The sequence below is a fragment of the Sporolactobacillus terrae genome, assembly GCF_019930545.1.
Lineage (GTDB): Bacteria > Bacillota > Bacilli > Bacillales > Sporolactobacillaceae > Sporolactobacillus > Sporolactobacillus terrae.
Genome location: NZ_CP082837.1, coordinates 290,166 through 309,625, shown reverse-complemented (window position 1 = coordinate 309,625; position 19,460 = coordinate 290,166). Strand labels below are relative to the sequence as shown.

The following is a 19,460-nucleotide window of genomic DNA, read 5'->3' as shown; positions in this document are numbered from 1 at the left end:
CACTCCTTCTTTTTGCTTCTCTTATTTAGAAACCGATTCTGAAGTTTCTTTATCCGTTAAAATCGTATAACCGAGTGTTTGAATATCCGTGTTGAACCCTTTCACCGTATCCAGAGAAACCTGTTCCAGCGGTTTACCGACTTTTTTCAGTTTGCTAATGATTTCCGGCGTGCAAGTAATGATGTCGACACCGAGGCGATCGGCTTCGTAAACATTGAACAGTTCACGCGAGCTGGCCCAGAGCAGGTTTGCACCTTTTTTCGTGCGGCAGATGTCAACCGACTGCTTCATGTATGGAATCGGGTCACGGCCGGTATCGGCGATACGCCCGGCAAAAACTGAGACAATATTGTCGACATCCGGGTTCAACGCAGCAACTGTCTCCTCAACCTGTTTGATGGTCAGAATCGCCGTAACATTTAGCGAGTAGCCTTTGTCCTGCAGTTTTTCAATCAGCGGAATTGAGGATTCGCCTTTGGTGTTGGTAATCGGAATCTTGATGTAGACGTTCTTGCCGAATGTGTGAATTTTTTCGGCTTCCTTTTCCATCGTTTCAAAATCATCGGCGAACACTTCAAAAGAGAGCGGCAAATCCGGGATTTTTTCCACAACCTTTTTTGCGAAGGCAACATAATCTGCGACTCCTGCTTTTTTCATCAGGCTTGGGTTGGTTGTAAATCCACTCACAAATCCTGATTTGTAAGCAGCAAGCATATCCTCCAGTTTTGCCCCGTCTGCGTAAATTTTCACATTGAGTTGATCCATTCTAAATTCCTCCTTATTGGTTTTAAGCTTTATCGATTGCGTTGCTCATTCAACGTTGGTATGCATTTTCGCAGCATCCGCTTCACTCGTATGATCGCGGCGGCTGAGCTTGAGGCACAAGGCATCAAGTGTAATGTGTACGGCCTGATCGAATAGTGAACTGAGCAGTTGCACCGACTTTTTGTTTTTGTCGCCTTTGGTTGCGCCGGGAATCACAAGGGTACAATCAGCAAGTTCGGCAAGGGGTGAATCTATTTTACTGGTCGCTGCAATCACCGTCAGTCCTTGTTCTTTTGCCGCGCGCGTGTCATTCACAACATTTTTGGTCTTGCCTGATCCAGAAACAGCGAAATAAACATCGCCCGCCGCGATTGACGGGGTGACCGTCTCGCCAATGACATGGGATGAGTAGCCAATGTGCATCAAGCGCATCGCAAATCCCTTGGCCTGAAAGCCGCTTCTGCCTGAACCGTCGACGAAAATACGTGTATCTTTTTGGATCAGCGCCATTGCTGCGTCTAAATCCGCTTCATCGACTTGACCAATCACGTCTTCAATTTCCTTTAAAATCACATCGAATACTTGCATGTCTCCTGCATCACCTTTCTGAATTGTTTTGCTGCAGAAACGGGATCATCTTTCTTCACAATGCCAGAGCCAACGATCACAATTTCCGGATTGGCTTCTGCCATACCGGCAAGTGTTTCTAAATTAATGCCGCCGGCAATCGCGACCCGTTGAATCATAGGAAACGCTTTCTTAAATGCGAGTACCTCTTGATTCGGATCGACACTAGCCCCTTGATCGACCGATGTATGCAGGCAATAGATCGCATTGGGAAAATGAACCATTTGTGCCACTTTCTCAGGCCTGCATTCCAAAAGATCAATCATCATTTCTGTTCCGCTTGCTTCTGCAACGTCGTAACACGTTTGCAAAGTTGCTACCGAAGAAGCGCCCATGACGGTCAAAAGATCAGCCTTGTGCTTGTAGCCTTGGCGGAATTCATATGCCCCTTCGTCAATGGTCTTGGCATCACCGAGCAATTTTGCTGCGCCGGCAGCTGGTTTCAATCTTTCGAGCGCCTGAAATCCGTAGTCTTTAATTAAAGAAGTGCCCGCCTCGATAATGTCCGCGTAGGGTGCCAGCTTCCGGGTCAGCAGTTCCGCCTGCTCGAGTGACACACGATCAATTGCAATTTGCAGTTTCATTCCTGTCACCACTTTCCTTAATCGAAATCAGATTGCCTGCAATCCGTCATTTGCTTGGTTTTCCAGAGTTTGGAATGCCGTCTGTTTAATAAACGCGGCAAGCTGCTCCCGGCTCGGCAAGGCCTCATTGTCGCTGATGTGCTGCACCTGAATGGCACCGATCGCATTGGCGCGTTCCAGGATTTTTTTATCCGGTAGCGCTTCCAAAAGTCCGGTGATGACTCCAACCGCGAATCCGTCTCCTGCACCGACCGTATCCACAACGTGATCGACTCGGAATGAAGGAACGAGTGTTTCCGCAACTTGGCCGTCCGGCTGCTGTCGTTTGCAATACGCTCCGGTGCTGCCGAGCTTAATAATGACCGTTTTTGCGCCGTTACTGAGGTAAAAGTCAGCAATTGCTTCGCGCTTCGTCCTTCCAGTCAAACGTTTGCCTTCGCGGAATCCCGGCAAAACAACATCGCACCGTCCAGCCAGCTGGTTGATGCGCTTGACCATCGTTGCTTCATCGCTCCATAGCGTCGGACGCAAGTTAGGATCAAAGGTAATTAAAAGATGATTTTCGCGGGCTTTTTCAATCAGTTTCAACGTTGCGTCAAAGGTTTCTGCGCTTAGTGCCGGGAAAATGCCCGTTAAATGAAGCAGCTTTGCACCGCTGAAATCAAAGCGCTCGATACTCTCAGCGTTGAGACGTGATGCTGCCGATCCCTTACGGAAATAAACCACCTCCGGATCATCCACCTCCGTTTTGCTTTTCAGTTGGAACCCGGTCGGATGATCCCCCGATATGGCAACAGCCTCGGTTTCAATCCCTTCTCGCTCAAGAAACTGGCGTATATAAGCACCGAACGGATCATGACCGACTTCGCTAATCAGAGAAACTTGGTGGCCCAAACGCGTGACACCAACCGACACATTCACTTCGGCTCCGGCAATATAGCGTGTGAAATGCTGCACATTTTTCAGATCACCTGCCGCATCTGCAACAAACATAATCATGGGTTCGCCAATTGTGATCACTTCGCTCATGAGTTTGCACCCTCTTTCCGTTCGCTCAAGACCGTTCTGATTTTCACGAGTTCATCCTTCAATTCGTCGCGTGTGTCGATCGGATACTCAAGGACAACCGGGACATCGTCCGGACATTCGGCCAATACCTTTTTCCAATCAATCGCACCTTGCCCAAGCAATACGGTGTGCAGCCCGCCCTTCGTCGCAACATCCTTCAGATGAAAAATCGTTGCCACATTTCCGACACGACGTGCTGCCTCAAATGGATCGATGCCTTGCCAAAGCCAGTTTCCTGAGTCAAACGTATACCCGATCAAACTGTCTTTCAAGCTTTCTAGGGCAGCGCTTACAAATTTCAGCTGGCCATTTTCCTCGGTTTGATCATTTTCAATCGTAATCTGAACCGAGTAGTTGCAGATCAATCGTTCCAACTGTTCACATTGTGCTTCATTGATTTCGCCCGGTTCGCCAATATTAAGTTTGGCACTTTCAGCATGAAGCAGGGCAGCTTCTTTTAAATAATCTTCTAAATGATCCGAACAGGTTCCGTTGACGAACAATTTTTCAGGTATCGAATAGAACACGCGCAATCCTGTTCGCTCCGCTTCCTGACCGCATCGCTTCAATTCTTTCCAATTTAATGAACCGTTTTCAAAAAAGTATTCACGTCGCACTTCAATTCCGGAAACACCAAGCGCCTTTGCAGTCTGAAAGAGCTCGGATTGACGCTTCTTCTTCGCTTGCAAATCCTTCTGAAAAATCAATGTGTTCAAAAACAGCGCTCTCATTGAAATACACCCCTTTCTCTATGTGTATCGATTAACTAAAACGGTTACATTCATTTCCAAATAAAGCGTTATCATTCGGTAGACCCGCGAATCAGTAAATTGGCCGGCAGTTCAAACAGCTCCGGGCGGCCCGTTCGTTTTCCTTCAAGACGGTCAATCAGTAATTCAGCCGCTTTGGTTCCCATGCCATATGGATCTTGCTGAATTACTGTGATTCCTGGCCGAATCAGCTCACCCCAGCCCCAGTCATCGTAACCGTAAATGCCGATCTCAGCGGGGATGCTCCAACGCAACTGGTAGAGCAGCTGCAGCAAGAGCAGCAGTACCTGACCATTTACCGCAAACAGTGCCATTTTCTCATTTTGATTGGTGCGTTTCAGTTTAATCAGCTGTTCCTTAATGGCAAGGGTGTTGGCGCGATCAATGGTCAGAAGAATGTGCTCTTGCGGCAAGTGTTTCGCGCGCAAAGCATCCTCCACTGCTTTTTTTCGTTGTGAGCGTGTGCTGATACTATCTATATTCTCCGTGACAAAATAAATACGCGAATAATTGTTTTGAATTAAATAGTTGGTCGCCTGATAAGTAACGTCATAGTTGTTGGATGTGACCGAATCAAACAGAAAGTGTTCAATCTGGCGATCAATGAGTACGATTGGAAGCCTACTTTCTTTTAATTTGGTATAGATCGGACTCGTATAACCGGTCGGATTAATCAGAAGCGCATCGACATTGTGATCGATCAGTGAACGAATGCCGTCATTTTCGCTCTTCTGGCTATTGTCTGTATTCAGGATCAGCATGTGATAGTGACGCGTTTTGCATACATCGTTCACGCCTTTCATCATCATGGAAGAAAACGGATTTTCAATATCGGCAACCACAACGCCGATTAGGTTCGTTTTCTTAGATTTCAGTCCGCGGGCAATGTTGCTCGGCCGATAGTTCAATTCCTCAATCACGTGCTTGATTTTCTTTCTTGTTTTCAATGACATATACTCATATTTTTCATTAAGATAGCGGGAAACCGTGGTGGTTGAAACCCCTGCTTTCTCTGCCACCATCGCTATTGTCGCATGCTTTGACGTCTTCTCATCTCGCCCCATCACGATTCCTCCGCTTCGCTCAATCGCTCATCCATTCGTTATTGCTCTTATTATAGCTGCTGCCTTTAAAGGGTCAAGCGGTTCATCCTTTTAATGCGGCCGGGAGAGGAGACGGTTCATCCTCCTTCTTTGCATCCGACTGTTTCTCAGTTATATTTTTTCGAAGCAGCCCGATCATCAGTGCCGTGACCACAACGCCTGTTAAAATGGAGAGAAGGTACAGCATTTGCTGCGTCAATCCGCCCTGAACGACTGGAAGAACGAACAACCCACCATGCGGCGCGGGAAGTGCGACATGGAACGCCATCGTCATCACACCGGCAATTGCCGAACCAACAATTGACGACGGAATGATTCGGAAGACATCTTTAGCCGCAACCGGCATCGCACTTTCGGTAATGAAACTTGCGCCAAGTAAGAAATAGGTTTTCCCTTGGTCACGGTCCTCAGCATCAAATTTCTTTTTAAAAAGGACCGTAGCAAGACCGATGCCAATTGGCGGAACCAGTCCGCCGGCCATAATCGCAGCCATTGGATAGTAGTTGCCTGCGCTAATCATCGCAAGTCCAAAGGTGTAGGCAGCCTTGTTAATCGGCCCGCCAAGATCAACAGCCATCATCGCCCCAAGGATCAGGCCAAGAATCTCAAGGCTCGATCCTTGGAAACTGCTGAGGCAAGCGACAAGCCAGTTATTGAACACGCTCATCGGATAGGCAACGACCTCATACATCACCACACCGGTGAAAAGGACACTGACAACCGGGTAAAGCAGGACATTGCGCAAATTCACCAGACCTTTCGGGAACTTGCGACACAGTTGATTTAACAAACGGATAAAATAACCGGATAGATAGCCGGCCAGGATGCCACCGAAAAATCCGCTGCCCGTACTTGCAGCAATCAATCCGCCGATCATTCCCGGCGCAAGCGCCAGTGTTCCCGAAATCCCGTAAGCAATAAATCCGGCAAGAATCGGAACCATCAGTGCAAAACCGTTGCCGTGCCCAATTGTATAAAGAAGCGCTGCGACCGGACTATAGGAAGGATCTTTAACATCGGCTGCATTGACGCCGAACATAAAGGATACGGCCATGAGAATTCCGCCGCCGACTACAAAGGGAATCATGTGGCGGATTCCATTCATCAGACTGTCGTAGAGTTCATGAGGAAATCCATTTTGCTCTCGCGGTTCTTCATTCATCATTCATCACTCCCTTTCCTTGTTAATCGATTAACTAAACCGGTTTAGTTTTTCTTACAGTTTCCATTGTAAGCGGTTGCCCTTTCTTGTGCAACCCCTTACAAGTATTATTTTTCATTATTTTCTGTGAAATTAATTTCCTATAACCCGCTTATTTCCGCCAAACTTTTTTCCGGAATGGTACCCCCTGCATTTCCCTAAGTATAAAATGACAACGCCGCATGCTTTGGGTTCGGTTTGCTCGAGTCCGAACCGCTCGGTCGTTCAATCCTTTTCAACTTTTTTATAAAAATCCTTGCATTATTTATCCATTCTGGTTATAATATTTCTTGTTCTGATTCATTACCCCATGGCCAAGCGGTAAGGCAACGGATTCTGATTCCGTGATGCTCTGGTTCGAATCCAGATGGGGTAATAACGAAAAAGACCGAACTCCTTGGTCTATAAGGGGTTCGGTCTTTTCTATACGCACTATGTCACGATCCGATTTATTGCCCTATTGAAGAATTATCTCTCCTCATCTGACTCTGGATTTGTCTGCTTCATATCATCTTTCGGTTTCTGAATGTTAGCTTCATTCTATGAAAAATTGACAATAAAACAAGGTGAATTATGATGAATGTAAGATAAGATCTATTTAGGTATTGGTTTCCTTGCTACGTGTGTGAGGCTGAGTTGAACAAAAAGGAGCAGACACTAGGTGTTGCTCCTTTTTGTTTGCAAAAAAATGAATTTCTCTATATGATGAAGTTGCAAATCTAACTTACTATTTATTCCATGATGGCCTCTTTCTTCAAAGCTTGAAATTCAAGTATATAAAAAAACACCTATAGATAAAACACTCTTTTTCAAGTGTCCTAACTACAGGTACCATTCTACATAGCGATCTCTCTTTTTGTTGGTTCTCGTGTTTCGCTTTTGCAAGAGCTCTAGAACCACTCGATCATTAATCTCCGACTATCACTTTTTCTGCACTATTTGAGTTTCACTTGATTTCGCTTATCTACTCAATTCGTTACAATAGGTGTTAAAATGGCGCTGATGATCCCAATGCAGCAATTTGTGGGGTCGCAATCGAAACGACACTCGCTAACCCCGGATCTACATTCACCATTGCATAGCGACAGCGAATCGGTTTAAGAAACGCTAAGGGATAACACGGCGCTTTTTCCATATCTAGAGTGCCGATCCCAAACTGATTTAGTCGTTTTTATTCGGCTTCACGTTAGGATCGGCGCAGGCACCTTTAACACCAAACAGCCCGCGGTAAAACATTGTGTCCAATTCATGGTCAATTTTCTGTAGCGATTGCGGCGTCATTTTGAACTTGTCCATATGGTGCGAATTGCGAAAGTACTGAAAGAACATATCGATATAAATAAATACCGCCGTATCACTTAGATCATCGGCAATATAACCATCCTGACGGCCACGTGAAACAAAGCGCTTCCAAAAATCGCTCTGACTATCAAAGAGACGATTCATTTCATTATTGTCTTGGTACATTTTGAAGATGAGATCGATCATCTTTCCATTCACACTACGCTTTGCTTGTTGGGAAAAAAGCTGCATCCGCTTCAGGATTTCCGGAAATGTTCGTGATGGGTCATTTAAATCCTCCATAAATTGATCGCGATACCTCGTCATCAGGCGCATCACAACCGCCTGGGCCAGTTCATCTTTGCTTGAAAAATAGCTGTAGAGCGTCGCTGATGAAATGCCAATGGTTCGCGCTAATTCACGCATTTTAATGGCTTCTGGGTCCGCCTCTAGATACATTTCAGCGGCAGCCTTTAGAATATGTTCACGCATCATGTCCTTTCGTTCGCTTCGTCTCATTGGTTGCTCATCCACACTTTCTTACTCATCTTCTCTTTCTATTAAATTATTCTAAGAAAAAGCGTGTATTTTGTCAAAAAAACTAAAACGTTGTTGACTTTTTGTTTTAGTTTTTTTATATTGGAACATGTATTGTACATTAAAGGAGGAAACATATGGCCTTTCTCGAATTACACGACATTCATAAAGCATACTATCTTGGAAAAGAAAAATTTCCCGTCCTGAAGGGTATTGACCTCCAACTCGAACGCGGCGAATTCGTTTCAATATTAGGCGAATCCGGGGGCGGTAAATCAACCCTGATGAACATCATCGGTGGATTGGATCGCAAATTTACCGGTCAAGTAACGGTTGACGGAAAGCTGCTGGACCATACTAAAGAAAAGCAGCTGGATAACTACCGCCGCCGTACGATCGGCTACATTTATCAATCGTATAATCTGATTAGTCATCTCAACATTGTTGAAAATGTTTTAGTCTCTTTAGATATGACGACGCTGAACGGCGGCCAGCGAAAGGAACGGGCAATCGCCTTACTGAAAAAGGTCGGCCTGGGCCAGCATTTGAAGAAACGCCCGAGTCAACTTTCCGGCGGTCAAAAGCAGCGCGTGGCCATTGCTCGTGCGCTGGCCAGCGATCCTGAAATTATCATTGCAGACGAACCGACAGGCGCTTTGGACTCCAAGAACACCGCAGAGGTTCTCAAGCTCTTGGAACAAATTGCTGAGGAAGGAAAATTGGTTATCGCCGTCACGCACTCCCAAGAGGTTGCCAACCACGGCACACGCATTGTTCATCTTACCGATGGAAAAATCGATGGCGACACACGGCTCAAACCCGCCTATGAAGTGCCGACTGACGCTCAGAACGACTTTCAGGCAAAAGCGCTTTCTGCAGGGGCAAGTTATAAAAATGCGTTCAAACACCTCACCTTTAATTTCTGGCGTAATTCACTTATTATGCTAGGTACCGCGATCGGTCTGTTCGCCGTGCTGCTCTTTAGCGGTTTAGGCAATGGGGTCAATGCTTTTATTCAAGACCAAATCAATTCAATGGTCAATCCGAATTCGATTACAGTGATGAAGAACCCGACAGGTAAGAAAATGGGCAGCGCTGAACTGCAGCAGTCCATGCAGCAATTTGCCAGTGACCCATCGAAGCTGCTGATCACAGACGATCAGGTTGATCGTCTGCGCGATTTAAAGCATGTTGACAAGGTTGAACCGGGTTATCAGCTCAGCACATATACCCTGTCCTATAACGAAAAGAATTCAAACAGCTCAGGAATCCAGACGTGGACAAAAGCGTTTGCCGACGACACGGTTGAAACGGGCCGTGTACCCGGAGACAACGAGATTGTAATTAATAAGAACGAGGCAATCGCGCTGACAAGCGCCAAGTCGTACAAGAAACTGCAAGGCAAAACGATCAACCTCACGTTGCAATGGATTAATGAGAAAAACCAGCCGATTCAGATCAAGGGAAAACTTAAGGTTGTTGGATTCGTTAAAAGTGGACAGGCAAGTTTGCCGGCAATAACGAACTACCACACCATGCGTGAACTGATCGAAAAGAGTAAAGGTGAGACAAAAGCGAACTTTGTCTCCGTCAATGTCACCGATCCGACCTATGTCAAAGGGGTCGCGAAAACGATTCAAGGATTGGAAGATAACGGAAAATACACCTATGGTGCAATTACCGTCGGCGACATTTTGGACACGGTAAATCAATACGTGCAAATCGCCTCGATCGTGCTCTCAGCAATTGCCGGCATTTCACTCGTGGTTTCTGCCCTTATGATCATTGTGACCATGTATATGTCTGTATCGGAACGGACGAAAGAAATCGGCATTCTGCGTGCACTCGGACAACGTAAGAAGGATATTCGTCGACTGTTTACCGCTGAGTCGATTCTGATCGGCTTGTTCTCGGCAGCTCTCGCACTTATCTTTGCTTACGGATTTAGCGCACTGCTCAATCACTTGCTCTATAATATTGTTAAATTCAACATGGTTCAGATTACAGCAGCGAACATTATTTCAACAGTCATTATCGCTCTGGTGATCTCGTTTATTGCCGCACTGTTGCCGGCAAGACGCGCTTCACGACTGAATCCGATTGACGCGCTGTCCGCTGATTAATCGACTGTGTTGACAAACGAAATACCTCTTTTGCAAACGCCATGCCTCGCAGCATGGCGTTTTGATTATTAGAAAACTTGGCTTTGCCAGGCCTCCGCTTTTGATGCTCAGCCCAGACACTAGATTATGGCGAATGCATAACTTTTCAGGATTTTGCTTTAACTTTTCGACATTTCACTTTAACTTCAGGATTTCTCTGCTTTTGATGCCATGCTTATGCATTGTGACAAAATTTATGCGAAACGCCCTACCGCAATTCGGCAGGGCGCTTTTGCTATTGAAACTTATTTTTTGAGCAGATTAATGTTTTCATAGTAATGAACGACTTCTTTTGCGATCGGGTCCTCTGCTTCGAGACCGCTTACATCATGAAGAACAGCATGCACACCTTTTTGTTTCAATTGATGTTGCAAACTTTCTGCCTCCGCATCTTCACTGTAATCGAAGTGCAGCGCTGCTGCCATGACTTTCGCAAGATGCGTGAACGACAACCCGAGTTTCTGTGCTTCACGTGCCGGTTTTACCAGACGGTCTTCGGCGCCCAGTTTGCGCAGTGGTGAGCGACCGACACGGGTTACGTCATCATTTAATTTCGGATTCTGGAAACGGTGCAGAATCTTTTCAATATACTGTTCATGTACCTCAGGCTTAAAGCCGTACTGCTTGATCAGATAGGCTCCGGTTTCTTCAATCGTTGCCTTAACATCCTGATACAGTTCCGGATCCTGCAAGGCTTGATGAATCTTCTTTTTCCCCGCTTGGTAGCCGAAATAAGCGGTGGTCGCATGCCCGGTATTTACCGTGAACAGTTTGCGCTCAATGTACGGCGCAAGATCCGGTACGATTTGCATCCCTTTTACTTGTGGTAATTGTTCGTTCGTTTCAACGATCCATTCACGATAGTCTTCAACGAGTACATCGAGTAGTTCGTCATTGTGCTGCAGCGGAACAATACGGTCAACTGCTGAGTTTAAGAAGAAGACTTTGCCATTTAGCTTTTTCGTTGTTGCTTCGTCAAGCGCTTTCAGAACTTCTTTTTTTAACAAATCGGTCGCGTTGATCTGATTTTCGCAAGCAATCACATAGATTTTATCATTTGTATGCGTCAACCGTTCTTTTAGTCCCTTGGCGATCAGTGGCGCGATGAACGGCAACACTTTCGGCCCGATTGCCGTTGTCAGATACTCCGCCTTACCGATTGCTGCAACAACCTGATCCGGGTTCGTTTTGCTGTTGATCCCGGAAACGTTGGTAATCGTGATCGTCTCCGGATGCTCAGCAGCGGTTCTGACCTTATAGGTTTGCTTTTCGTTTAATGCGTTAATAATCGGCTCTGCAATATCCACAAACGAAACGTGATAGCCTGATTCTGAAAATAAAGCGCCGATAAATCCTCTTCCAATATTGCCTGCACCAAAATGTACAACTTCCTTCATGATCCTCATTCCTTTTCATTTAAATTTATGAATCAGTAGTTGATAAAAATTGGCTTCCAATTTGGCACGGATCGTCGTTTCATTCGCTGAAGCGAAAATCAGCGTGCTTTCACGATCGTCGACTAATGAGCTACTTACGGTACGAATCACTTCTTGCTCCATTGGATGCAGCGTTTCAGGAGCAAGCAGGAGCAGAATGTTGCGCACCGGGATCCTGCCGCCGTCCATCGCCGCAAGCTCGATCGGTTCGTTGAGATGAGCGATGCGAAAGCAGAGTGATCGAACAGCTCGATCACGGCAATGAAACAGGGCCATGTCGGTACCTGGAATGCCGAGACCGGCGAGTTGTTCCCGCTCGATCAATCGGCAGAGCACGCGCGAAACATCACTGACAAGCAAATCATCTGCTGCTTGTGATAACAGCATCTGCAAAATCGCTTGAGTCGTTTCGGCACCTTTGGGACGAATCACTTTAAAAGTTTTCATTATCGCGCGAATACCCGCTTGAAGACGATCGATCTCATCCATGAGTTGCTCCAACGAATGATCGCCCGTTTCTTCTTGAATTTGCTCCTGATCCGTCAAAAACAGCGATTGTCCCTTCTTGCCTGCGATTCGGTCGGTCACCTGTTTAATTGCCTCAATATCGGCCTGGCTGAGCAGTGGATTGACAAACAGGCATGGGATCTTCTGTTTCGGCAAATGGACGGTCGACAGGATCAAATCAAACTGATCGAGTTCAAGCTTCTCCATATCATGAATGGAAGCAATCTTAATTGAGTAAAGCTCTTTCATTTCCTTTTTAAGGCGTGACGCCAACATTTTCGATGCGCCGATTCCGGTTGGACAAACAACTAATGCACGAATGCTTCGTTTCTGTTTGCGTTGCTCCAATGCCGAACCGAAATGCAGAACAATGTAGGCAATTTCATCATCAGGAAAGCGAATGGACTGAAAGACCTCCCGCAGCGAGCGCTCTATGATCTGAAACAGAACAGAATATTGAGTCTTGATTTGTTTCGTAAGCGGATTCACAGACGCCAAATCCTTGCGAATTCGAAACAATGACGGTTCAAGATGCGCCATTAATCCTTGAAACAGTGAAAAGTCATTGGTCAAATCCACATGAAGCGCTTGTGACACATGCTGGATCAACTTTTTAATCGCTTTTCCGGTAATCACTTGGTCAAAATAAATCGATTCCGCATTCTGCAGTCGCGATCCTTTCAGCAGCGTGACCATAAATGCCTTTTCTTGCACCGGCAAGTCGATCCGCAGCTGATTTTTAACAATAGCGGCGATTTTCCCAACAAAAGGCAACGCTTCCATTTCTGTGCTGATTGATTCTGTCTGATCGTCAACCTGAAGCGGATGACCGGATGCGTAGCGCTGAACAGCGATACACACCTGGATTAGAAAACTGATGTAGTCGCTGTCGGCGAGCTCTGCATAGAGTGTTTTCATATTGCTTTTCATCGCCTGATCAATCACAATCAGATGATTGGCCTTAAAATAATGAAGAACGAGCTGATCTTCTGCCAACGTCTGATGATTGAGCTGAAAAATCGCTTCGATCAAATTCTCGTTAAAGTAGAATAAATAGAAATTAGCCAGTGCTGTTCGTTTCGCCCGTTCAGACCCAATCAATTGAATGCCAACGCCGCGTTTCCGTGAAAGTGTTAGACCAAAGTCATTCGTCCAGTCGGATAAATCGTCCAAATCACTTGTGAGTGTCGTTGATGAGATGGCCAACTCATGGGCAAGCGGACCCGTTTTCATCGATTCATCGCTTTGAAATAATTTCAGAAACAAGAACAGCTTTCGCTCCTTCGCCGAAAGGTCGACCGGCTGCACGTTCGACAACTCCTGAACCAGCTTGAAAACCGCCTGATTCGCCCCTTGGATGCAAAGACTTTTGTCTTTATTTTGAACCAGCTGCAAGCCCTGTGGCGCCAAAAGTCGTTCAATATTTTTCAGATCGCGCCGGACTGTACGAACGCTCACCTGCAAATAACTGGCGATTGAAAGCGCCGAATGCTTGCCACTTGTTTTCAAGAGCAGCTCTAAAATCATTTTTTCCCGGTTCGTCAAGACCATCGGATTCATCCGCCTTTTTTCTTCAATCGTAGCACAGTGATTGATCGATTACCCGCAGGAACGATCACGCATTTTGCGCGACCGCATGGTTAATCACCGTGATCAGTTCATCGACCGATTGTGCACGAACCATTTCACCAACGTTAATGACATCCGAGCAAGCGACCGCAATTTTAGACAGAATTTCCAAATGGCTGTTGTTCTTTCCGGCAATGCCGAAGACAAGCCGAACCTTGTTTCCGTTAAAATCAACACTTTCTGGAATCTGAATGATCACAATACCAGAAGCCAGCACTTCTTTTTTCACTTCTTCTGTGCCATGCGGAATGGCGATTCCGTTGCCCATATACGTCGACATCAGCTGGTCGCGAGCAATCATCCCTTCGACATAGGATGGTTTTACATAGCCGCCTTCCACCAGTTTCTGTCCGGCAAAGCGAATCACTTCTTCTTTGCTTTTAAATGATTGGTTGATAAACACATTTTCTTTGCGAAGGATATCACCGTCAACAAATGGCGCAACGCTTGATTCTTCCGCTGCCTCCGGCTCTGCCTTTTCGCCTCTACTTAATTGATTGATTAACAGGTCATAGGATGGGCTGCTTAAGAAGTTATCAACCGACACATGATAAGCATCCGGTGCTTTTTCTTTTGCACGCGGCGTCAGCTCAGACTGCGTGACGACGATCTGTGCATCGCTTGGAATGGAACTTACCGCTGTATTGGTGACATTGATCGCCAGACCGGCGGCTTTCACCTTTTTTCTCAGCAGCGAAGCGCCCATCGCGCTGGAACCCATGCCGGCATCGCACGCGAAGACAATCTTCTTCACCGCTTGCGGATCGAGCGTCTTCGAATCGGTAAGCACACCGGAAACGCGGCTCTTCTTGCCTTTCATGCTCTCCATTTTCCGGGTTGCTTCTTCAAGGTTTTCATTACCCGCTTTATCGGTTTTCAAAATGAGACTGCCGATCGCAAAAGAGACGATCGTCGCAACGCATACAGCCGCAATATTTGCCGCAAAGCTGCCAAAGGATTTCGGTGTTACGGCGAGCATAGCGATAAAGCTGCCTGGTGAAGCCGGACCAACCAGCCCGCCTTTCAGCGTAACCAGTGTAAAAATACCACTCATACCGGCAACGATTGTTGCAATGAATAAAAGCGGTTTCATTAAAATGTAAGGGAAATAGATTTCATGAATTCCGCCAAAGAAATGAATGATCGCCGCACCAGGTGCAGACTTCTTCGCATTGCCTTTGCCGAAAAAGCTGTAAGCAAGCAGAATGCCGAGCCCAGGACCTGGGTTTGCTTCAAGTAGGAAAAGTACCGAACTTCCGTACTGACGTGCCTGCTCAACCGCAATCGGTGTTAATACACCATGGTTGATGGCGTTATTCAGGAAGAGTACCTTACCGGGTTCAATGAACAAACTTGCAAGCGGAAGCAAGCCTGCGCCAACCAACCTTTCAACACCGGATGCCAGAGCGGCACTGACCGCATCGACGACCGGCCCGATACCGAGAAAAGCAAGAATGGCAAGCAGTGCGCCGAGAATGCCGGCTGAGAAATTATCAACGAGCATTTCAAATCCGGTTTTTATTTTGCCCTCAACCATTTTATCGAATTTTTTAATGACATAACCGCCAAGCGGTCCCATAATCATCGCACCGAGGAACATCGGGATATCGGTACCGATAATGACACCGGCCGTTGCGATTGCGCCGACCACGCCGCCTCGATGATCAAAGACTAATTTCCCACCGGAATAACCAATCAGAATTGGAAGCAGATAGGTTACGGTTGGATCAACGAGTTCTGCTAGTGCCTTGTTCGGCAGCCAGCCAGTTGGAATGAAAAGTGCTGTAATCAGTCCCCATGCGATGAAGGCGCCGATGTTCGGCAGAATCATTGAACTTAGGAAATTACCGAACTTCTGAACTTTAACTTTTACACCTGAACCTGCAGACATAGGTGTTACCTCCTTTGTTTGTTGCCTGAAGTCGTGAATCGACGTGAACGGTTTTCAAAGTGACCTTTTTCACGTAAGCGCTTTCTAGTTTAACAAAAATAAAACCCTCGCACTTTGCGATACGTTATGAAACAGTCTTTATATTAAGCGCTTACATATGGTGCTATCTGAAAGCCTCTTTGCTACATATTTATTATACGGAGCCGCAGTGGTCTGAGGCAAGACAAACTAAAACCAGTTTTGCCAACCAATTGATGACAAAACTGGGTTAATAAGCAGCAACCAACACTGCAAAGCGATCTCATTCAATCAAAGAAGCACAAGGCGGATTGTCTTGCACGCTCCAAGTAGGTGAACCGGGTAAGCTCAGTCCATAGGTTTAATTGTCTTCTCCCCTTGGATAAATGAATTTAAAAAATAGACTTGCAAAGATGCAGGACAGAACAAAGGTTATCGCACTGGAAACTAAATCATGTAAAAGTGAATACGCCGGATCGGATTTTGCAAAATAGAGATGATCGATAAATCGTCCAAGTACTGAAACAACGGAGTAGGTGAGCAATAGAAGAAAGGTGAATTTTTTTGCATTGCTTTTTTTCACACGTATCCCCCCGGATTAGATCGAATGCTTCATTATTTATTGTAAAATAGTTGATCATTCGCAGCAATGCAGATTTCTCCCCATCGTTCTTCCATTTTCAGCTGTAATGCGCGCGAAACAAGGAGCGTCCACGAAAAGCGGTACGCCTGCCGAAGCAACACGTACCGCTTTTTTTATGCCTGTTTCTGAAGTCGTTCTTCTGTCCGGTCGGTCTCCTGATTGATCGGGAGCAGGCGGACGGACTGGATCAGCTCATCCAACTTGCCTTCAATCCGGTGCAAGAGGAAAAAGGTGACGACAGCCGGAAAACCGACGTCCTTAATCATTGAGAACCACACCTCCATGCGAAAGCCTCCTTTCCACGTCGATCGAAAAGCCGGAGCATGCAATGCATATTCGCCCCGGCTTCTGACCAAACCGTTATACCTCCAATTCAATTGGTGTTGTGTTGTTTTCCGAAATGCGCGCCGACTTAAGGGCAACAAGCTCGCCGCCAGTCGACTGGAACACCTGCTCCGCGAGGATTGTATTCATCGCAGCTTTAATCGCAGCCGGATCCGCCGGTTCAACCGGATCATTCAATGACAAGGTCACACTTTTTCCTTCGGCATTCAAAAAAACGAGATTCAGTTTTTTCATTCATTGATCCCTCCTTTCTCTGATGGACTTGTCCATCGTTTTGGTCAGGCTAGAATGTCGGTCGTGTCGTTGCGTTCGACGGAAATCAGTTCATGCTGCTGAAGTGGCGCAAGTTTCTGCGCAATCGTCAGCAGACTGTCCGGAGCCGCCTCCGCTTTAATATTGCGGAACGATTTACTTAGCGTCACCGGCTTTCCCTGATCATCCAAGCCGCCGTTCAAATTCATCACGAATACCGATGCAATGATTTTGCTCGTTGCCATCTTTATCACCCCCTACATTTAAGAAGTAGGAGGTGCGGTTTTAAAATGGTGAGCACAATTGAAAAAGATGAACGCTTCTATTCTTTGATACTGCTTTTAAGCGGTTTGCTACGACTTTTGGCTTGTTTGATACAAAATTGACTTCGTTTGATACGACTTTTCTCTATGTGTAAAATGTTTCTCGGGGGATAAATTTGATGTGGGCGTAAGAGGATGCGATGGCATGCAGTTCTTTCTTTATTTCTTTTTAGTCCAATTTTGACTGGACGAAAAGGAGAAGGCTCCTTATTCTAAATGTATACCGACCAAGGTGAATACATCAGGAATAGAGGCCTTCTCTCAATGGATAGTATAAAAGATTTATTAGAAATTTGGAAGAACCAAACGAGCCTTTTGGCGTTTGAGGAAGAGGCAACCGCCTATATGTACCAATTTATGAGGCGCAGTGTTGAACAGGTATTTTCTTTGCTTGATCAAGCAATCACTCGGGAGAAACAAGCTGAGGGATGAAAAGTAGACAGCCATAAAGATCAACGTGTTCTCCAATTTTTATTTGGACCTGTGACGCTGTATCATACGCGTATGATTAACCCGGAGGGTCATGCCTGTTATCCGTTGGATAACCTTCTGAGGTTGAGAAAGCACATGCGGTATTCGCCAAATGTTGAGTATGAAACAGCAACTTTAGCCAGCCGTATGACTTGTCGGGAGGTCGTGAAGACTTTAGCAACGTGGACTCAGGTTCAAATGAGTCACACTACCGTCATGCGCTGTGTTCGAGCCGTCGGCGAAGCTCAAGAAAAGCAGGATCAGGAGCTTGTCATCCAAGCAGAGAATGGAGAATTAGATGGAAAAAGGCAGCCGAATTTTCTCTTTGCGGAGGCTGATGGAACCTTTGTCCGGGGATTGAAAAAGCGCCAACATATTGAAATCAAGCATTTCATTTTATATGAGGGTTGGGTGAAGAATGGAAAACGGCGGCTCCTGAAAGAGCCTTACGCGGTCATGACAAGCAAGGGACTGGATACTTTTTGGGAACAGGTTGGAGCCGCAGTCGAACAGCTCTATCGCTTATGGCAGACACAAGTTGTCGCTAATAGTGACGGAGGAGTAGGCTATGACGAAGCTCATTTTAAAGATGCTTTTTGTGGGTCACACAAACGTATTTGGGTTCAACTTGATGCGTTTCATGTTGCCCAATCCCTTATTCGTTCACTACACGGTGATAAGGCATGGATCACCCGTATACAACAGGCGATTCAGAGAAAAGACCGTACAGAGGTCATCCTGTTACTGGATACGTATGAAAGTAATTTAGACGAGGATGAGCGTATTAAGCAAGTCGAAAAGGTAAAGCAATATCTGATAGGACACTGGGATCGTCTGTTTGACTGGCGAGAAATTATGGCAAAAGAAACGCTTCCCGAAAATGCGGGGAGATTGGGTGCTATGGAATCCAATCAACGGCATTTGACGTTCCGCATGAAAAAGCGTGGCATGCACTGGGGTGAGTCGGAAGAAGGCATGGTTAAGGTTATTCAAGGTATACGTAACGGGACGTTAAAAGCGGCGTATCTTTCTTCGTTCATTCCGACCAAACGCGACGAACGAATCATAAAAAAAATGATACGAATTGCATCCTTGTTGAAGGAACCTACGGTTCCGTCTATTGGTGCCCATCGCGGTCGAATTGGAACCAACGCGTCCTCTTCGAGTGCAGTAGGCAAACTGAACAAAGTGCTTACGTTTGCCTAAAAAATATGATTTTATACCTAAGGTGTACAAATTTAGAATTAAGAAGCTCTTTCCCAATAAAGAGTTCCGAGAAAAGCTTGACACATACGACTTTTCTCCTGTTTGCTACGATTTTCGTTCAACTGTGCTAAACTAATAGAAAACTTGTGATTGCGTCTCATTCACCGCAGACGCTTACATACCAAGGAGGTTGTTCCCCATGAAGAAACAAATCGCAACAAACCATGCACCAAAAGCGGTCGGTCCTTATTCCCAAGGTGTTCAGGCCGGTGATTTTCTATTTGCGTCCGGACAGATTCCGCTCAACCCGGCAACTGGAACGATCGTTGAAGACGCTATCGACGTGCAGGCAAAGCGCGTCTTTGAAAATTTAAAAGCCGTGCTGAACGAAGCCGATCTCGACTTTTCCAACGTCGTTAGCGCAACCGTATACCTGGCCGACATCAATGATTTTGCGGCCGTCAACAGCGTTTACTCGGACTATTTCAGCGGTGAGATTCTGCCGGCGCGCTGTGCGGTTCAAGTTGCTGCCTTACCAAAAGGTGCACAAGTCGAAGTCTCATGCGTTGCCTACAAAGGGTAAAGAAAACTTGGCCCAGCCGAATCTTTAGACGCCGGCTGAGTCCTAATTGCCGGTCTCA

At 46.1% G+C, this 19,460-nt stretch carries 18 protein-coding genes, 1 tRNA gene and 1 pseudogene; 5 read left to right on the top strand and 15 right to left on the bottom strand.

The genetic code is table 11. The features are described from left to right. Positions 1–21: 21 nt before the first annotated feature. The 7 genes from K7399_RS01390 to K7399_RS01360 form a co-directional block, all read right to left on the bottom strand. Entirely contained in the window at positions 22–765 is a 744-nt protein-coding gene (locus K7399_RS01390) for a transaldolase (RefSeq protein WP_028976332.1), read from the bottom strand. Between the two features lie 45 nt (positions 766–810). Next, positions 811–1,353: a 6-phospho-3-hexuloisomerase gene (hxlB, locus tag K7399_RS01385; protein WP_028976333.1), complete on the bottom strand. Its 543-nt coding sequence runs from the start codon at positions 1,351–1,353 to the stop codon at positions 811–813. Further along, positions 1,335–1,976: an orotidine 5'-phosphate decarboxylase / HUMPS family protein gene (locus K7399_RS01380; protein ID WP_028976334.1), complete on the bottom strand. Its 642-nt coding sequence runs from the start codon at positions 1,974–1,976 to the stop codon at positions 1,335–1,337. The genes hxlB and K7399_RS01380 overlap by 19 nt, the downstream gene beginning before the upstream one ends. Positions 1,977–2,003: 27 nt before the next feature. Then, positions 2,004–3,005: a sugar kinase gene (locus K7399_RS01375; protein WP_028976335.1), complete on the bottom strand. Its 1,002-nt coding sequence runs from the start codon at positions 3,003–3,005 to the stop codon at positions 2,004–2,006. Then, positions 3,002–3,775, bottom strand: coding sequence for a sugar phosphate isomerase/epimerase family protein (locus K7399_RS01370; RefSeq protein WP_028976336.1), 774 nt, complete (start codon positions 3,773–3,775; stop codon positions 3,002–3,004). Before K7399_RS01370 ends, K7399_RS01375 begins: the two co-directional genes overlap by 4 nt. Before the next feature lie 71 nt (positions 3,776–3,846). Beyond that, complete coding sequence (locus K7399_RS01365; protein ID WP_152080317.1) at positions 3,847–4,878, bottom strand: LacI family DNA-binding transcriptional regulator; 1,032 nt, start codon at positions 4,876–4,878, stop codon at positions 3,847–3,849. 82 nt (positions 4,879–4,960) lie between these two features. After that, a complete protein-coding gene (locus tag K7399_RS01360) occupies positions 4,961–6,082 on the bottom strand; it encodes a PTS fructose transporter subunit IIC (protein ID WP_152080316.1) in 1,122 nt (373 codons plus the stop codon). Between the two features lie 340 nt (positions 6,083–6,422). On the opposite strand from K7399_RS01360, the gene K7399_RS01355 reads away from it, so the two are divergent. Beyond that, positions 6,423–6,494 (top strand) — tRNA-Gln (locus tag K7399_RS01355). A 785-nt stretch (positions 6,495–7,279) separates the two neighbouring features. Here the strand turns inward: K7399_RS01355 and K7399_RS01350 are convergent. Further along, a complete protein-coding gene (locus tag K7399_RS01350; RefSeq protein ID WP_172968947.1) occupies positions 7,280–7,918 on the bottom strand; it encodes a TetR/AcrR family transcriptional regulator in 639 nt (212 codons plus the stop codon). Positions 7,919–8,073: 155 nt separating this feature from the next. Here K7399_RS01350 and K7399_RS01345 point away from each other — a divergent pair, with 155 nt between their 5' ends. Beyond that, positions 8,074–10,059 (top strand): ABC transporter ATP-binding protein/permease, encoded by a 1,986-nt coding sequence (locus K7399_RS01345; RefSeq protein ID WP_223362454.1) that lies wholly within the window; start codon positions 8,074–8,076, stop codon positions 10,057–10,059. 284 nt (positions 10,060–10,343) lie between these two features. On the opposite strand, the gene K7399_RS01340 is transcribed toward K7399_RS01345, so the two are convergent. The 7 genes from K7399_RS01340 to K7399_RS01310 form a co-directional block, all read right to left on the bottom strand. Continuing rightward, positions 10,344–11,495, bottom strand: coding sequence for a mannitol-1-phosphate 5-dehydrogenase (locus tag K7399_RS01340; RefSeq protein ID WP_223362453.1), 1,152 nt, complete (start codon positions 11,493–11,495; stop codon positions 10,344–10,346). A gap of 15 nt (positions 11,496–11,510) precedes the next feature. Continuing rightward, complete coding sequence (locus K7399_RS01335; protein ID WP_139691991.1) at positions 11,511–13,592, bottom strand: BglG family transcription antiterminator; 2,082 nt, start codon at positions 13,590–13,592, stop codon at positions 11,511–11,513. Positions 13,593–13,656: 64 nt separating this feature from the next. After that, positions 13,657–15,561, bottom strand: coding sequence for a PTS mannitol transporter subunit IICBA (locus tag K7399_RS01330; RefSeq protein ID WP_152080314.1), 1,905 nt, complete (start codon positions 15,559–15,561; stop codon positions 13,657–13,659). Positions 15,562–15,940: 379 nt separating this feature from the next. Further along, positions 15,941–16,162: a hypothetical protein gene (locus K7399_RS01325; protein ID WP_028983653.1), complete on the bottom strand. Its 222-nt coding sequence runs from the start codon at positions 16,160–16,162 to the stop codon at positions 15,941–15,943. A gap of 173 nt (positions 16,163–16,335) precedes the next feature. Further along, positions 16,336–16,506 (bottom strand): YvrJ family protein, encoded by a 171-nt coding sequence (locus K7399_RS01320; RefSeq protein WP_010025201.1) that lies wholly within the window; start codon positions 16,504–16,506, stop codon positions 16,336–16,338. A gap of 76 nt (positions 16,507–16,582) precedes the next feature. Further along, the gene (locus tag K7399_RS01315) at positions 16,583–16,801 is read right to left on the bottom strand and encodes a DUF2922 domain-containing protein (protein ID WP_028976346.1); all 219 of its coding nucleotides are present in this window, start codon (positions 16,799–16,801) and stop codon (positions 16,583–16,585) included. Positions 16,802–16,845: 44 nt separating this feature from the next. Next, positions 16,846–17,064, bottom strand: a complete 219-nt coding sequence (locus K7399_RS01310) for a DUF1659 domain-containing protein (protein ID WP_010023995.1) — start codon at positions 17,062–17,064, stop codon at positions 16,846–16,848. Between the two features lie 342 nt (positions 17,065–17,406). Here K7399_RS01310 and K7399_RS01305 point away from each other — a divergent pair, with 342 nt between their 5' ends. The 3 genes and pseudogenes from K7399_RS01305 to K7399_RS01295 all read left to right on the top strand — a co-directional run bounded on the left by K7399_RS01305 (position 17,407) and on the right by K7399_RS01295 (position 19,402). Continuing rightward, a complete protein-coding gene (locus K7399_RS01305) occupies positions 17,407–17,574 on the top strand; it encodes a hypothetical protein (RefSeq protein ID WP_160168730.1) in 168 nt (55 codons plus the stop codon). Between the two features lie 24 nt (positions 17,575–17,598). Next, positions 17,599–18,819: pseudogene (locus tag K7399_RS01300) on the top strand (ISLre2 family transposase); the annotation flags it as partial. A gap of 199 nt (positions 18,820–19,018) precedes the next feature. Continuing rightward, on the top strand, positions 19,019–19,402 hold the full coding sequence (locus K7399_RS01295) for a RidA family protein (protein ID WP_028976224.1): 384 nt from the start codon (positions 19,019–19,021) through the stop codon (positions 19,400–19,402). Positions 19,403–19,460 lie beyond the last annotated feature (58 nt).

Bases quoted from the DNA above. Each gene is read 5' to 3' on its own strand.
- K7399_RS01390 (WP_028976332.1), bottom strand. From the start codon at position 765: ATGGATCAACTCAATGTGAAAATTTACGCAGACGGGGCAAAACTGGAG.
- hxlB (WP_028976333.1), bottom strand. From the start codon at position 1,353: ATGCAAGTATTCGATGTGATTTTAAAGGAAATTGAAGACGTGATTGGT.
- K7399_RS01380 (WP_028976334.1), bottom strand. From the start codon at position 1,976: ATGAAACTGCAAATTGCAATTGATCGTGTGTCACTCGAGCAGGCGGAA.
- K7399_RS01375 (WP_028976335.1), bottom strand. From the start codon at position 3,005: ATGAGCGAAGTGATCACAATTGGCGAACCCATGATTATGTTTGTTGCA.
- K7399_RS01370 (WP_028976336.1), bottom strand. From the start codon at position 3,775: ATGAGAGCGCTGTTTTTGAACACATTGATTTTTCAGAAGGATTTGCAA.
- K7399_RS01365 (WP_152080317.1), bottom strand. From the start codon at position 4,878: ATGGGGCGAGATGAGAAGACGTCAAAGCATGCGACAATAGCGATGGTG.
- K7399_RS01360 (WP_152080316.1), bottom strand. From the start codon at position 6,082: ATGATGAATGAAGAACCGCGAGAGCAAAATGGATTTCCTCATGAACTC.
- K7399_RS01350 (WP_172968947.1), bottom strand. From the start codon at position 7,918: ATGAGACGAAGCGAACGAAAGGACATGATGCGTGAACATATTCTAAAG.
- K7399_RS01345 (WP_223362454.1), top strand. From the start codon at position 8,074: ATGGCCTTTCTCGAATTACACGACATTCATAAAGCATACTATCTTGGA.
- K7399_RS01340 (WP_223362453.1), bottom strand. From the start codon at position 11,495: ATGAAGGAAGTTGTACATTTTGGTGCAGGCAATATTGGAAGAGGATTT.
- K7399_RS01335 (WP_139691991.1), bottom strand. From the start codon at position 13,592: ATGGTCTTGACGAACCGGGAAAAAATGATTTTAGAGCTGCTCTTGAAA.
- K7399_RS01330 (WP_152080314.1), bottom strand. From the start codon at position 15,561: ATGTCTGCAGGTTCAGGTGTAAAAGTTAAAGTTCAGAAGTTCGGTAAT.
- K7399_RS01320 (WP_010025201.1), bottom strand. From the start codon at position 16,506: ATGGAGGTGTGGTTCTCAATGATTAAGGACGTCGGTTTTCCGGCTGTC.
- K7399_RS01315 (WP_028976346.1), bottom strand. From the start codon at position 16,801: ATGAAAAAACTGAATCTCGTTTTTTTGAATGCCGAAGGAAAAAGTGTG.
- K7399_RS01310 (WP_010023995.1), bottom strand. From the start codon at position 17,064: ATGGCAACGAGCAAAATCATTGCATCGGTATTCGTGATGAATTTGAAC.
- K7399_RS01305 (WP_160168730.1), top strand. From the start codon at position 17,407: ATGGATAGTATAAAAGATTTATTAGAAATTTGGAAGAACCAAACGAGC.
- K7399_RS01295 (WP_028976224.1), top strand. From the start codon at position 19,019: ATGAAGAAACAAATCGCAACAAACCATGCACCAAAAGCGGTCGGTCCT.